Source organism: Streptomyces sp. NPDC091287, assembly GCF_044768525.1.
Taxonomy (GTDB): Bacteria; Actinomycetota; Actinomycetes; order Streptomycetales; family Streptomycetaceae; genus Streptomyces.
This window is the reverse complement of the sequence record NZ_JBIVUV010000005.1, coordinates 361,555-376,276: the sequence shown is the minus strand read 5'-3', so window position 1 is coordinate 376,276 and position 14,722 is coordinate 361,555. Positions and strand designations below refer to the sequence as shown.

At 67.9% G+C, this 14,722-nt stretch carries 11 protein-coding genes; 4 read left to right on the top strand and 7 right to left on the bottom strand.

The window, feature by feature from the left end; genetic code table 11:
- Positions 1-31 precede the first annotated feature (31 nt).
- Together ACIQRW_RS10675 and ACIQRW_RS10670 are read right to left on the bottom strand one after the other, a co-directional pair.
- Entirely contained in the window at positions 32-244 is a 213-nt protein-coding gene (locus ACIQRW_RS10675) for a DUF397 domain-containing protein (protein WP_403757251.1), read from the bottom strand.
- On the bottom strand, positions 241-1,119 hold the full coding sequence (locus ACIQRW_RS10670) for a helix-turn-helix domain-containing protein (RefSeq protein WP_403757248.1): 879 nt from the start codon (positions 1,117-1,119) through the stop codon (positions 241-243). Before ACIQRW_RS10670 ends, ACIQRW_RS10675 begins: the two co-directional genes overlap by 4 nt.
- Before the next feature lie 602 nt (positions 1,120-1,721).
- On the opposite strand from ACIQRW_RS10670, the gene ACIQRW_RS10665 reads away from it, so the two are divergent.
- Positions 1,722-2,861, top strand: coding sequence for a hypothetical protein (locus ACIQRW_RS10665; RefSeq protein WP_403757245.1), 1,140 nt, complete (start codon positions 1,722-1,724; stop codon positions 2,859-2,861).
- A gap of 141 nt (positions 2,862-3,002) precedes the next feature.
- Here ACIQRW_RS10665 and ACIQRW_RS10660 read toward each other — a convergent pair whose 3' ends face one another.
- The 5 genes from ACIQRW_RS10660 to ACIQRW_RS10640 form a co-directional block, all read right to left on the bottom strand.
- Positions 3,003-3,863, bottom strand: a complete 861-nt coding sequence (locus ACIQRW_RS10660) for a hypothetical protein (protein ID WP_403757242.1) — start codon at positions 3,861-3,863, stop codon at positions 3,003-3,005.
- Positions 3,864-3,991: 128 nt separating this feature from the next.
- On the bottom strand, positions 3,992-5,737 hold the full coding sequence (locus ACIQRW_RS10655) for an alpha/beta hydrolase (RefSeq protein WP_403757239.1): 1,746 nt from the start codon (positions 5,735-5,737) through the stop codon (positions 3,992-3,994).
- A gap of 8 nt (positions 5,738-5,745) precedes the next feature.
- A complete protein-coding gene (locus tag ACIQRW_RS10650) occupies positions 5,746-6,189 on the bottom strand; it encodes a hypothetical protein (RefSeq protein WP_403757236.1) in 444 nt (147 codons plus the stop codon).
- A gap of 74 nt (positions 6,190-6,263) precedes the next feature.
- On the bottom strand, positions 6,264-7,427 hold the full coding sequence (locus ACIQRW_RS10645) for a hypothetical protein (RefSeq protein ID WP_403757233.1): 1,164 nt from the start codon (positions 7,425-7,427) through the stop codon (positions 6,264-6,266).
- The gene (locus ACIQRW_RS10640) at positions 7,424-8,113 is read right to left on the bottom strand and encodes a DUF4365 domain-containing protein (RefSeq protein WP_403757231.1); all 690 of its coding nucleotides are present in this window, start codon (positions 8,111-8,113) and stop codon (positions 7,424-7,426) included. The genes ACIQRW_RS10645 and ACIQRW_RS10640 overlap by 4 nt, the downstream gene beginning before the upstream one ends.
- Before the next feature lie 135 nt (positions 8,114-8,248).
- Here ACIQRW_RS10640 and drmA point away from each other — a divergent pair, with 135 nt between their 5' ends.
- From drmA to drmC, 3 genes are read left to right on the top strand one after another with little or no spacing between them, the layout of a single operon-like run.
- Positions 8,249-11,860 (top strand): DISARM system helicase DrmA, encoded by a 3,612-nt coding sequence (gene drmA / locus ACIQRW_RS10635; protein ID WP_403757228.1) that lies wholly within the window; start codon positions 8,249-8,251, stop codon positions 11,858-11,860.
- Positions 11,857-13,716, top strand: a complete 1,860-nt coding sequence (gene drmB / locus ACIQRW_RS10630) for a DrmB family protein (protein WP_403757225.1) — start codon at positions 11,857-11,859, stop codon at positions 13,714-13,716. Before drmA ends, drmB begins: the two co-directional genes overlap by 4 nt.
- Positions 13,713-14,456, top strand: coding sequence for a DISARM system phospholipase D-like protein DrmC (drmC, locus tag ACIQRW_RS10625; RefSeq protein ID WP_403757222.1), 744 nt, complete (start codon positions 13,713-13,715; stop codon positions 14,454-14,456). Before drmB ends, drmC begins: the two co-directional genes overlap by 4 nt.
- The last annotated feature ends 266 nt before the right edge of the window (positions 14,457-14,722 follow it).

Below are 14,722 nucleotides of genomic sequence, written 5' to 3'. Positions count from 1 at the left end.
GCCCAGGGCGGGGGCGTGAGTGCGTACGAGGTCAGCGCCCAGCGGCGGCGTACGAGACGAAGCCCGCCCACGCGGCAGGGGTGACAGCGAGACGCGGGCCCTCCACGTCCTTGGAGTCGCGCACATGCACGGTGTCCAGAGCGGTCGCGACCTGGACGCAGTCGTTCGGGTTGCTGCTGTCGCTGTAGCTGCTCTTGAACCAACGCAGCTCAGACGCTCCGCCGGCAGAGGGGCTGTAGGTCATGTCTCTCCCAGCACTTGCTCGATGAAGGCCCGGGACTCCTCCGGTGTGAGAGCCCGAGCCTGAGTGATGCCGTACCGCAGTTCAAGGATACGGAGTTGCTTCGGATGCGAGATAGGCCTGCCCGAGAACTCGTCATCCGCCCGCCCCACAGCCGATCCGTCAGCGAACTTCAGCACTTGGATCCGCCCGCCCGTTCCCGGGTGATCCCACCGGGAGGTCGGCATCACCTGAATATCCACGAAGGGCAACTCACCCAGCCGGAGCAGGTTTTCGAGCTGTCGCCGCCACACCGCCACGCCGCCGATGGGACGGCGCAGTGAAGCTTCCTCCTGGACGAAACTGAGCTCGGGGGCGGGTGTCCGGTCGAAGATGGACTGTCTGGCCATACGTCCGGCCAGAGCGCGCTCCAGCTCGTCCGGCGGCAGAACAGGGCGTCGCGTACCGAGCAGCGCCCTGGCGTACTCCTCCGTCTGCAACAGGCCGTGCAGGTTGTGGCTGCCGTACGCGGCAAGCTCAACCGCCCTGGCCTCCAGCCTCGCGAGGTCCCGGATCTTCTTCGGGTACCGCACCTCCGCGATGTCCGCCTTCATCGCCGCGAGCTTGCCTTCTGCCCCCAGCACCACGTCCGCGCCGTCCATGAACTCCGGGCGGGGGATACGCCGGCCGCCCTCCACCTTGTAGACGAGGTCCTCCCCGTACCCCATCGCCGCCCCGAACTCGCCCGCCCGCATGCCCGCCGCCTCGCGCCAGGCTTTGATCTGGCGGCCCACGGCGGTAACCACGGCCACTCCCGACTCGTCGTCCGGGTCGACCTCCCAGCCGGGCTCGTCGGCCCCGCCGTCCCCGTGCTCCGTACCGTCGCCAACCACGCTCATGCGAGCCTCACTTCCGACGAGCCTGCCGTTCTCTTCACAACCGCGTCCGTTCCCGGGAAGTCACTCGGGACAGCCAGGACAACGCCGGACAAGCCCCGGACAGTCTCCGCGTGAGCAAGGATTCCGCCACCGGGCACGGTAGGCAGGGATGGCAGGCGGCGCGCCATGCCCGCAAAATCTTCCGCCCTCAACACGCCACTCAGTAGCGGGCCTTCACCACGCCGTGGGAACGCCCCGCCCAGGTCCGGACGAACCGCACTCGCCCCTGCACGACACCGACGCCCACCGGATCGCGCCACAGCACGACCCGGTGCCCCGCAAAACGCCGCCACCGGATCGCGCCCGACCGCGACGCGGTGACCCGCGACATCAACTACTCAAAGAACCAAGAGAAATAACCCCACCCAACCCACCCCGGCCTCTACCTGACGCGTCCCAGGGGGCTCGTCACCCACATGGGTGAGGTTTGCCAACTGAACTGGATTTGGTGCCGGTTGTCCGGCATATGCTCACGCTGACCACACCAGACATAGGTCGGCCCCCGACCGGGACTCCACATCCCAACCGAGGGCCTGGCCACCAAGGAAGAAGCAACCTTCCCGATGGATACCCAGCAGAATACTGCGCTCACGCGCGCCCTGGCAGAAGTTCCCGGACCTCTCCCGGCCCGTGGCGTGATCCACGTCGTCATCCCGCACACCGACCGCTTCACCGTCGTCGGCAACCACCTCGCCCAGCACCCCGGCCTCAGCACCGCAGCCGTGGGCTTCGCCGTCCGCATCCAGTCACTGCCCCAAGGCACCGAGATCGGCGTCAAGGCCCTCGCCGCCCGCTTCCCCGAGGGCGAAAAGCTCATCGCCTCCGCCCTGCGCGAGCTGGAAGACATCGGCTACCTGCAACGAGCCCGTATCCGCCTGCCGGACGGCCGGATCGTCACCCGCACGGTCTTCTGCAACCAGCCCGCAGCGCTGTTACGGCCACGGAAGGCGGCCCCGCATCAGCCCGCCACCTGGCAGGCCCCGTCACCGGCCCCTCCGGCGGACCGACACCCGTCACCGGTCCCCGCCCCGGCCCCCGCACCCATGCCCCAGCCTGTACCGACCCTGCCGCTCCCGCCTGAGCCCGTACCAGCGCTGGCACCTACGCTTCAGCCCGCACAGGTCCTGGCCGCCGCGCCTCAGCCCGAACCGGCCCCGGCACCCGCCCCCGAGCTCCTACCGCCCCTCGCGACCACGCCCGAGTGCGCTCCCGCGCCACCGCCCCAGCAGTCGGCCGCCCCGCTCTTCGTCCCGCTGGTCCCGCCCCCGACCGCGCCCAAGCCGCCGCCCCGGCCCCTCCCGCAGCCATGCGAACTCACCCCGGAGTTGCACCGTGCCGCCACCGCGCTCCTGGCCGACCTCCGTCGCCACTCACCGGAGTTCACGCTCACCAAGGACGACATCCAGCAACTCGCCCCGGCAGTCGCGGCCTGGCTCGAACGCGAAGCCCGCCCCGACACCATCCGCCACGTCCTCACCAACGACCCACCTCAGCCGCTCCGACACCCCGCGAAGCTTCTCAGGCACCGGCTCACCGTCCTGCTGCCTCCACCGCTCCCCGGCGCCCACGACCTCGCCGTGCCCGTCCGCCGCGTCACCGTCACGCCGTTCCAGACCTGCGACGGCTGCGAACGTGCCTTCCGCTCCCCCATGCCAGGACGCTGCCGCGACTGCCGAACCGACCACGCGCAGGCCGCCGCTTGACTTGTCCGTGAGCACAAGCCCGGGCAATCGACCACTCACGGTTCCAGCCCTCAAGCGCGGCCCGGCCCGCGCGGACGTCGACGAACCGCAGCAGCCCTACGCCTGATGCGGGAGCTCGTCCACGCCCGTGATCGAGCGGTCCTACACCGAGCGGTCCTCCTGAACGTCCCGGCGCATATAGGGAGGCGGCCACTCACGTTCCCACGCGGCGGAGACGCTGATGACGGCGTCTCCGTGGGCCCGGGTCACTCCGGCCCCCGCCTCGTGATCGTCCGGTGTCAGAGCAACCACTGCGTCTCCGGCCTGCGCCGCCTCCTCCGCGCTCGGCTCCCGCGTCTCCCACCCCCGCTCCCTCAGCGAGCGCACCATGTGGTGGAAGGCACGCTCCGCGGACGGAGCGTCCTCGCAGGTGTACGTCCACTGGTGATCGGCGTAGCACGAACCGTCCTGCGGACGCACGAGAACGGCCGGCTCCTCGCTGGAAGGCCGCCCGTCGACAAGGCTGTCCAGAATCTGGCTCGAAACGGCTCGCACTCCGTTCACAGCTTCCTGGCGTTCCCGCAGCTCGGCATCGGTCCGGGGAGCCGGGTGGCCAAGGGACGATGGCACCGGTTCGCTGTCCCAGAAGCAGGGAGAGGTGACGCCGACACTGAGCTGGCCGCCCATCCCCATCGCTACCTGCATGAGGAAGTCGTCGGGCTTGCTCCTCAGGTTGGCTGCAACCACGCGACGCCCGTACTCCGGCTCCGCGTCAACGACATGACCCGCTTCCTTCCAGTTCCCGTAGACCTTGCGGACGACGTCTTCTGCTGAATCCCGCGGAATGCCTTTCAGCCAGAAGTTCCGCGTCAGGGTGACACGCTCCTCGGATCCGCCATCACTGGGTTCCTTGCAGGACTTCACACCTCCCCCGAACGACTCAAGGGTCGGCTCGGGAGTCACCCCGCGAATGGCTTCGCGAATCAGCGACTCAGCAGTTCGCTCCGCCTGATTCATGTTCATTCCCGTGCCTCCATTCCGAGCAGCGGAACCACTCGATTCACTACGCCCTGCCGAATCGCCGTCACCTGCGCCGCACCCGGCCGCGAGGAAAGAAATACTGACGATCAGGCAGAGCAGACGCCCAGTTTTCACTGCGGTTCCGCCCCACTCATCGGATACTCACCGTTCACGATCAGCGCCATATTTTTCAGGGATTCGGAGTTCTCGTCCCAGTAGAGGCTGTGTGCAGCGAACGGAGGCCACTTGCTTCCGTCTTGCACTCCGAACTGCTGCCCACCAAATCCTGGGTCCGTGGGGTCAACCCCGAAGGGCCGCTCGCCCCAACTCCAGGGATTATAGATGGATCGCGTCGGCAGGCTCGCCACAACATCGTTTCGTGACTTCCCTGCCCACACGTTCTCCGGCGGAAGATTCAAGTCAGCCGCATGATCCACGCCGACTCCCGGGCTACCGACGAAAATGGCGGCATCAACGGGCGGGGTCTCGTCCCCGGAAAGCATCTTCCCAGAAACCAGCGACCCGTAGCTGTGCCCCAACAGGGTGTCGTTAGCAGGTTCACCCTGATGCGAAGCCTGCAACCCGTCCAGAAAATCGTTGAGAACCGGCGCACCGTCATTCGCCAAACCCTCCTTGGCTACCGCCACAGGGTTCTGAGGAGCATCGTATCCCAGCCACATCAGTGACGCATATTTCTTTTCCGGATCACCCAGCGCAACCGCCTGACTGTAAAGACTCTCCGCTCTTTCGATATCACCACCGACTGTTTCGAGTTTGGTATTCATACCAGGCACGTACGTCATCACATTGTCTGCCTCGTCGGGATTTCCGACCGAAACTATGGCGTGCCCATTCTTTTCGGTGCCGATACCGAGGAGATACAGCTCCGGAATATCCTTCTCCCCCGTGGAGTCGAGATGCTGCTGGACCTGATTCAAGCCGGCCAGCTTCTTGTCCATATCTTTCACCCTGTTCTTGATGGAACGGTTCACATACCGCCCGTCCTGGGAGAGCAGGTCCCGCATCAAAATCAATCGCTCACGCTCCATCTCCCATCTGGCAGAGGTGGCCCGCAAGGTATACCTGTTGCCTTCATCTCGAACCTCCGAGGGCAGCCCGTCCAGTGTTCCGACCGTGGCGATATTGAGAGATGCATAGTCACTCCTCTGCTCCTCAGTAAGTCCGCCCCACCATGCCGCATTCTCTTCAGGAGTCCCGTTCTTGGGTGGCTCAAGAATAAGATTCAGATAATCTTCAGCACCCTTGAGAGTGCCTCTCACGTCGTGTCGGGTATTAATCCAGTCGCGACCGGAGACCGTAAGATCGTCATCCGCTTCGAGATTCTTGAGCTTCGCCGACCATTTCGCATCCACCTCGGTGGCCTCTCTTACGGCCTCGGCGATGCGGTTGGCGTAGGTTTGAGCTGCATTATGGTTCGGGTTGATACCCGGCCCCTGAACCAGCCCGGCCCCACCCGACACGGTGCCGCCAGGGATGTTCTCACGGCCCGCCGGCCCGCTCCAGGCCCCGTAGCTGACCGAACCGTCCTCCCGGACCTGGAGGTGGGCGTCTGTCGCGTCGCCGACTGCAAGTTCGAGCTTGACTTTCGCCAGCCGCAGTTCCAGAGCGAATGCGTTGAGTGCGGCACTGATCAAGCCACACTCGACCTGGGTGTACTGGAAATTCTTGGACAGCTCGCGAAGTTGCGTCACTGCAGCGTTCAGCGCTTCACCACGGAGGGATTTCTGCATCCCAGGAATCACCTGGTTGTAGAGATCGTCCTTGGCCTGACTGGCTATGCTGCCGGCCTTGCGGTAACCATCTGCCGCGTTCTCGAAATCAGAGACCCTGAGAGATTTGAGTGTTGCGTAGTCCACAGCCCGAATCACCGCGCCCGACTGTCGGGACCGCCGCCGTCTGTATCCTCGTACTTCTTGGCCAACCCATCAAACGCAGCACGAATCGCGTCGTCGTTCTTGAACTGGTCGTTTCCCGTCTTCTCCAACAGGCCCTGCAGAGCGACGCACCTGTCACGCATCCCGGCGATGTACTTGCTCCAGGACTGGTAGACGTCCTTCTGAGCTGCCCCGCTCAGTACATCAGCGCTGATCGCGGCGCCGGACTGTTCATGCTTCAACGCCGACAGGGCCTTTCGGGCGTCCCCTGCCAGTTTGCCGACACTCTCGCCCGCATGTGTCCAGGAAGCCTTGCTCGACCGGATTCCCCCGAGGCCCCCACCAGGGTCCTCGCCCACCTGGTTGAGCCGCACCTGGACCGTATGCCGCTCAGCGGCCTCGGCCTTGAGCTGTTCCCACTCGTCCCATGCCATCCCCGTACCCCCTGAACCCATCGCGGCCCCCGAGCTCCTCAAGGGGCCCACTCATGCACCGCCCCTGAGTCTCCTCACTCGGACATGCGTCGCACGATGAACGACCGAACATTGTCCAAACGTGGAGCATTGCCCAGGGCGACAAGGTCCCCCCGCACCAGCACCTCGTCACCCCGACGGTGGGCCTCGGCGGCCTTCCCGTAGTCATGGTGGTCCAAGGTCATCCTGACGCGGCGCGGCCTGCTGTCGTCCCGGTCCTCGAAGTACCCCGCGACCGTGACCGCACCCGCGCCGTAAGGAAGCTCGCGATGCAGGCGCACCACGGATCCCAGCAGCGTCATGTCCCTTCGGCCCAGGCGCGCCCGTAGGTCCTTGGCTCCCGCGTCCAGGGCTGCGAGCTGGGGCGGTGCCAGCCCGATGCGGCCGGTGGGCTGCTCGACCGGCAGGTCGGGGGACCAGGTGAAGTCGAAGGAGAACCCCGGCCCGTCCTCCCCTCCGATCTTGACGAGCGCCTCGCAGAGATTGGCCGAAAGCCCGCCATGAGCGAAGCGGGTGAAATCGACCAACTCGTCGTCCCGGACAGTGAGGTCAGCCGCCTCACGGGCACAGACCAGAGCCGCGTACAGCTTCCGGGTCACTCGCCTCGCGAACGGCTCCTCACGAGAGTCGTGGTCGAACAGGAAGCCCTGGGCCGGCCCCCCGGGCAGCGGAGTGTGCACGGCGACGACATAGCTGCCCACTCGCGTCTGGTCCAGCCGTACGGAGGACACGTGGTCCTTGACCACCTGAGGCTTGTTCGCGGGCTGAACGGGCTGGGGCTCGGGGGCGGCCTCGGCGGCCGCCGCAGCGGTCATCAGGTCGCGCAGCCCGGCCAGGGCGGGCACCAGCTCGACCAACGGCGCGGTCCCGGACGGCCCCGGCGGCGTCAGGCGGAGGAACTGCCAGTCGGCGGACGGCAAGGACATCTCCCGGAGCACGTCGGCAGGCCGGCGCGCCTCCACCGCGGACAACGTCTCCACCAGGTCGGCGACGCGATCGGCGTAGTCCCGGGGGCCCCGGTCCAGCGGCACCATCACCTCATAGGGGTCACCGGATTCGTCCGAGGCGGTGAGCACCCACAACTGGCCCCTCCCGTAGTCACGCGACGGGGACCAGCCCCGGCCGCGCAGATAGCGCAGCAAGGACGCAGTGCTCAGATCGTTGACCTGACTGAACTCCGGATCGGAGACAGCGATCATGACACCCCCAGCGTCGCTCGGAACTCGGCACCGAAGAGATCGTGCAAGGTTTCCGTGGTGAGCAGATTGGCCTTCGGCACGGACACGGTCAACCGGTCGCCGCCGGCCGGGTCGACCGGATCGCGGTCGTGGAAGCACGCCCAGTACGCGGCGTAGCGCAGGAGCAGGCCCTCGTGGGAGGCCTCGATCCACTCGTCGGCGTTCCGGGGGACGACAACGAGGAACAGGAACCGGGGGGTGTAGTAGTCCCGGCCGGACAGCAGGTTGTAGTTGCGCACCGCAAGTTGGTAACGCCACTCCTCGCCGGCCTGCTCCGGCCGGTTCCAACACTTCACCTGGGCCTGGATCTGCGGGAACTTCCTCGTCCCGCCGCGGCCGGGGTAGGTCAGCTCCCAGTCGATGCCCAGGCGGTCACGGGAGTTCGACACGTTGAGGTTCGCCGCCGTTGCGAGAGCCCGCACGAACTGCTCCCCGAAGTCGCCTTTGTGGTTGTTGTCCCCCAACTCCAAGGGTTCCAGCCAAGGGGCGGCGGGAAGACCTGCGGAGTCCGGCGGAACCGTCGGCGGCGGAATCTCGCCCGCGACGGGCCCTGGCGGGAGACCGAGTCCCGATGGGGCCTGGTACCCGGCGTCGCCGCTCTGGAGCGGCACTCCGTAGAGACCGTGTTTCGCCGGACGTTCATTCATGCACACCCCGTAACGCGCTCGGCTCCGACCGGTTGCACACAGTACCCATGTCCCCGGACAGCGGAGGAGGCGGCAGATCAAGTTTCGGCCCGACCCGCCTGCCCGTTGTCCGTGGTCGGGCCTATCGTGAGCAACGTGAGCCAGCCACATGACCTCTCGCCGCAGTCCGGCGCCGACAGCACCGGGAGCGTGCTCGGCGCGCCCACTCCTCAGAAGCTCCGGGACGAGCTGGCGCAGCTCGTCGTGACGGACCTCCTAGGCCCGATCGGAGGCCCGGAGGAAGAGCTGCGGGGCAATCCGGCCGAGCACTACATCATCGGCCGCCTCGCACCGGGCGGCGGCGTGGTGGACGGGCGGCCGAAGCTCACTGGACTCCCGGTGGACCCTTCCGACTTCGACGAAGCGGGCCTCGCGGCGATCCCCGACGCGGAGGAGGGGGACCCCGACCCGGAGTCGCCCAATGTCCCCAGCCTGCAGCCCTCCTCCCTGGGTCTCACCGTGCGGGTGGACGGGGCCGTGGAGGAGTTGCGGGTCCGCTGTTCCTGGGCGCGCTACAAGCCGGGGCCGTCCAACGACCCCGAGAACACCGTCAGCCGCTCGGTATGGCACCGGACGGCACATGAGGGTTCGGTGGTCGTCAAGCTGCTGGCCGACGGCTCCATAGAAGCGCAGGAAGTGCTGCCGCAGGACTTTCCCGGCGTGGTGGTCCGCGGCCGTTGCCGTACCCACGAGGGCGATCGCCTCGTCTCGCTGTTTCTGGTCAACGCGCAAGACACGCAAGGCGGTTCACGTAACTGGCTGTTCCAGGCGGAGCTTTCGCTCAGCGGGCCGCCCGGCACGGCCCCGTTCCTCCCCCGGCGCACCGCACCCCGCTCCGGAAGCGACCCCGCCGAACAGGCGGAACGCCGCTCCCTGGCCATGGGATACCGATTCCTCCCCGAGTTCGCGGTCGGCCACGGCACCGGCGTCCACGCCCAGCCGAGCGAACAGGACGCGCAGCGCGCCGAGATGGTCAGTACGGCCGCCGCACCGACGTACGAGATTCCGCACACGGACGTGCCCGACCCTCTGGGGAGCCAGGACCAGGACCTGGTCGAGCTGCAGGGCCTGGTCCTCGACATGCAGGTGCTCTCCGAACTGCCCCCGGCCGGCCTGCGCACGGCTCTGCTGCCTCTCGTCGACGGTTACCGGGCCTGGATCGAGCGAGCCCGGCAGAGCATCACCGACCCCACGGCCCGGCTCGACGGATACGAGACGGACGCCCGGGAGAATCTTCGGCGAGCCGAGAAGACAGCCGACCGGATCGAAGCCGGCATCCACCTGCTCGACGCGGGACCGGCCCTCGACGCCTTCCGCTTCGCCAACCACGCCATGTGGCAGCAGCGCGTACACACCATGGCCGCGGCCGAACGCCGTCGCAGGCCCGAACTCACCCTGGACACTGCGGTCCAGGCGGCGGACGAGCCGAAGAACCGCAGCTGGCGCCCCTTCCAACTGGCCTTCATGCTGCTCAACCTGCCGGCCCTGGCAGACCCGGCGCACCCGGAGCGCGCCGACAACCGGGAAGCTCTCACCGATCTGCTCTGGTTCCCTACCGGTGGCGGAAAGACCGAGGCCTATCTCGGCCTCACGGCGTTCACCCTGGCGATACGACGCCGCCTGCCCGGTCTCGGCGGGCTCGACGCCGAGCACGGTGTCGCCGTACTGATGCGCTACACACTGCGTCTGCTCACCATTCAGCAGTTCCAGCGCGCCGCGGCCCTCATCTGCGCATGCGAGACCATCCGCCGTGCGAACCCGGGCCTGTGGGGTACAGCTCCTTTCCGCATCGGGCTGTGGGTCGGCGGCAGCGTCACGCCCAACAACACCGACCAGGCCAGCACGTGGCTCAAGGACCGCCGCAAGGAGAGCGGGCGCGGCCGGCGCGGCCGTTCCGGATCGCCCCACCAGCTGACGAGCTGCCCCTGGTGCGGCAGCAAGCTCGACGCGGGCCGGGACATCACGGTCGACACCACGCTGCGCCGCACCGTCATCACCTGTCCCGACGTCTTCGCCTGCCCGTTCGGAGAAGGCGCCTTCGGTGTCGGCGCGGACGAACGTGGCCTGCCGGTCCTCGTCGTCGACGAGGAGATCTACCGGCTGCCACCGAGTCTCGTCATCGCGACCGTCGACAAGTTCGCGCAACTTCCATGGAAGGGCGAGACCCAAGCCCTGTTCGGTCAGGTCGGCAAGCGCTGCACCCGCCACGGTTACGTCACGGCCGACGCGCTCGACAGCGAGTGGGAGCGCCACAGCCACCCGGCTCAAGGCAACCATCCCGCCGCCACCACGAAGGACGCCCCGCGGCTGCGACCGCCGGACCTCATCGTGCAGGACGAGCTGCACCTGATCTCCGGGCCGCTCGGCTCGCTGACCGGGCTCTACGAGGCAGCCATCGACCGGCTCGCCTGCTGGGACATCACGCCGGGCCACACCGTACGCCCCAAGGTAATCGCGTCCACCGCCACCGTCCGGCGGGCGGAACGGCAGATCAACGACCTGTTCAACCGCAGGACCGCGGTGTTCCCTCCGCCCGGGCTCAGCGCCGACGACAACTTCTTCGCACGCCGCCGGGACACCAAGGACACCCCGGGCCGTCGTTACGTCGGTATCTGCGCGCAGGGCGTACGGACGAAGTCCGTGGCGATCCGGGTCTACGTCGCCCAGCTCGCCGCCGCCCAGAAGCTCCATAAACGCTACGGACGCACGGAGCTCACCGACCCGTACATGACGCTGGTCGGCTACTTCAACAGCTTGCGTGACCTGGGCGGGATGCGCAGGCTGGTCGAGGACGACATCTCCACCCGGCTGACCCGCGCCGACAAGCGCGGCCTCGCCGTGCGCTACATCGGAGAACCCGCGGAGCTCACATCGCGTATGTCCTCCGACGCCATCCCCGACATCCTGGAGAGGCTGGAGATCTCCTCCGCGGGAGCACCGAAGAAAGGGGCGGCCCGCCCCATCGACGTCCTGCTGGCCACGAACATGATCGCTGTGGGAGTTGACGTCTCGCGTCTCGGCGTGATGGTGGTCAACAACCAGCCCAAATCCACAGCCGAGTACATTCAGGCGACCAGCCGTGTGGGCCGCCGTGCCCCCGGGCTCGTCTTCACCGTCCTCAACTGGGCCCGGCCGCGCGACCTCTCCCACTACGAGACCTTCGAATCGTTCCACGCCACCGTCTACCAGCACGTGGAGGCCCTCTCCGTCACCCCGTTCGCGGACCGCGCCCTGGACCGCGGCCTGACCGGGGTGCTGGCGTCGCTGGTACGCAACCTCAAGCAGCAGTACAACGGCAACCGAGGCGCCCAGTTCTTCGACATCCGCGGCGAGCTCGCCGACCACGTCGTCCGGACCCTCCAGCGTCGCGCCGAGGACGTGACGGCCAACCAGCACGCCGGCTCGGAGCTGGCGGCGCGCCTCAAGCAGCGCCTCGACCACTGGGACCTGCGGCGCAACGCTCCCGGGGCCGTGCTCGGCTACAGCACCGCCCCGCGCCAGGGAGACGTCACCCCGCTGCTCAAGAAGCCGGACGGGGGAAGCTGGCGGTTGATGACCTGCCCCACTTCCCTGCGCGAGGTGGAGCCCCCGGTCCAGCTGATGTTTGTCGGGGACGTCGGCCAGGACCCTGCCACCGAGCCCTCGTTCGTACCCCGGCCTCAGCCTGATCCCGCCGACAGCCCCGCAACACTTCCGGAGCAGCCGTGACCGCCCCCGCCAATGGCCCCCTGCGCGTGGGCGAGCTCCGCCCGAGTCAGCTCCTGCACACCTACGGGGTGGGGGCGGTCGCCGACCTGCCCAACCTCTCGGCCATGGTTCTCGGGCTCGATCACTGGGACCTCGTACAAGCCACACCCCTCACCGAGGACCGGCTGCTGGCCGCCGTGCGCCGGCGGCTGGGCGCTCAGGTCACCACGCTCCGCACTCCGCCGCAGATGCAGGAGACATCCGACCCCTTCGGGGACTGGACGCGGGTCGGCGTCCCGGTGGCCCTCTTCCCGCGCTGGCTGCGCTGCTCCCGCGAGCAGTGCAACCAGCTGTCGCCCGCCTCCTCAGGGCTCTTCGAACTGAAAGAGGACCACTTCAGGCCCGAGAACACGCGTTACGTCCACACCTGCTTCGGGACCCGTGGCAGTCGGCCGACGGCAGTCCCCGCGCGGTTTCTCATCGCCTGCCCCCACGGGCACATGGACGACTTCCCCTGGATGTACTTCGTCCACCGCGGGGCGGCCCACGCCGCGGACTGCACCCTCAGCCTGGTCGAACGCGGCACCACGGGTGAAGCGGCCAACATCTTCGTTCAGTGCTCGTGTGCGCAGGTGCCTGCCCGCTCGATGGCAGAGGCGATGGGCAAGCGGGGTGAACAGGAACTGCCCGCGTGCCGGGGCCACCACCCACATCTGGGCACCTTCGAAGAGTGCGGCGAACGGGCCCGAACGATCGCACTGGGCGCCACCAACAGCTGGTTCGCCTCCCAGTTGCGGGTGTTCAGCCTGCCCCGGGCGGATGAACCGCTCACCCAGACCGTACGGGAACACTGGTCGTCTCTCGCCCCTCTCTCGGGCATTCCGGCCGAGGCCGCCAAGATGCTGCTACCCACCCAGGCGTGCTGGCCCGAGCTGGAGGGATACGGCGTCGAGAAGGTGTGGGCGGCCGTCACCGGCGAAGCCGCGGCAGCGTCCGCGGGATCCTCGACGCCGGCCGAGCCGGACGACGAGGAATTCGATCTGACCACGCCCGAGTGGAAGGCCTTCACCGCACCTCACCGCTACGAGCTGCCCGACTTCACCACCGAGCAGGAGCGAGTGCCCGCCACCGCCTCCGCCTGGCTGGATCGCGTCGTTCTCGTCCACCGCCTGCGTGAAGTCTCCGCGCTCACCGGGTTCACCCGTATCGACGCGCCTGAGTGGCTGCCTCAGGAGGACGTCCCGTCCACCAAGGCGGCACGACTGACGAGGGAACAGCCGTCCTGGGTGCCGTGCGCGGAACTGCGGGGCGAAGGAGTCTTCCTCGCACTCCGGGAAGACCGCCTCGCCGCGTGGGAGAAACGTGCCGACGTGGCTGCCCGCGAGCAGATGCTGAAGTCGGCCCACGTGACGTGGTGCCTCGCCCGTGGCATCGAACCCCAGTGGCCCGGAATCCGGTATGTGCTGCTGCACACCATCGCCCACGTGCTGATCCGCGCGTTCGCCCTGGAATGCGGATACGGCGCTTCGGGCATCGCCGAGCGTGTGTACGCGCGCTCGGGCACGAACCCCATGGCGGGAATCCTCCTCTACACCGCCGCGCCCGACAGCGAGGGGACCCTGGGCGGACTCGTCTCCCTCGGCCGGAAAAACCGACTCGGGCCCGTCATCGACCAGGCCATCGAGGAGGCGCGGCTCTGCAGCTCCGACCCGATGTGCGCGGAACACGATCCCCGAGTGCACGGTCGCCTGCACGGAGCCGCCTGTCACGCCTGTCTCTTCGCGGCGGAGACGTCGTGTGAACGGGGCAATCACTATCTGGACCGCACGCTGCTCGTGGAGACGCTGGCCGGCAACACCAACGCGTTCCTCGCATGAGCGACCGCCTGCCCATGCTGCTCGCCGCACTGGGCAAACGCCTTCCGAGCGAGCGGCTCACCACCCTCCAGCAGCAACTGCACCAGGCCGACGGACCGGCGGACGAAGGATTCCACCGCTGGGCCGCGGCCCAGCAAGCCGCCGGCCTGGCCTTCCAGCTGACCGAGATGCGGATCGCCTGGCAGCAGGAAGCTCCCCAGCTACCCGGTAGTGCCCTCGCTCTGTCGCTCGGAGCGGTGGCTGCCGCTCGCGAGGACACCGAGGACGAACCGACCGAACTGGTCGTCAGCGGCCCGACCAGCCCTGCCATACCCGTTCGTCTCACGAGCTCCGTCGCCGTCGACGTCATACGGTCCGCGCGGGAGGCTCTTGTCATCGCGAGCTTCGCGGCGTTCGGCATCCACGAGATCGTGTCCGAACTGCGGGCAGCCGCCGCGCGAGGAGTTCACACCGATCTGCTCCTGGAGGAGTCGACCTCAGCGGTCCGCGCCTTCGGTTCCCTGGGGAGCCGGGTCCAGGTTTGGCACCCTACCGATACCTCGGCCCGCCGGAGCCTCCATGCCAAGGTCATCGCAGCCGACCGGCACACAGCGCTCCTGGGCAGCGCGAACCTCACCGGTCGCGCGCTGCGGGACAACATCGAGGTAGGGGTGATCCTGCGCGGCTCCCACGTCGGGCGGCTGGTCGATCACTTGAGGTGGCTCACCCGGCCGGAGACAGGCCTTCTCCAGGCTCAGTAGAGCTCTCTGCGGGTCTGGCACGACGCTGGTGTGGCCAATTCGAACACCGGCCGCAGGCGGGGGAAATCGACCCAGCTCGCTGCTGAGCCAGGCGTGCAGCGTGCGAATCTCCACTCCCTGACCGCGCAACCCTTCCGCCCCGATCCCCGTCTACTCCCCCGCGGGCACGCCTCGACCGGCCGATGGCCCGCGACGGAACCAGGGAGTACGCAGGACAGGGCGGCCGTTCGCCCGCTGCGGGGGAAGCGGGACGGACGGGGTGCGTG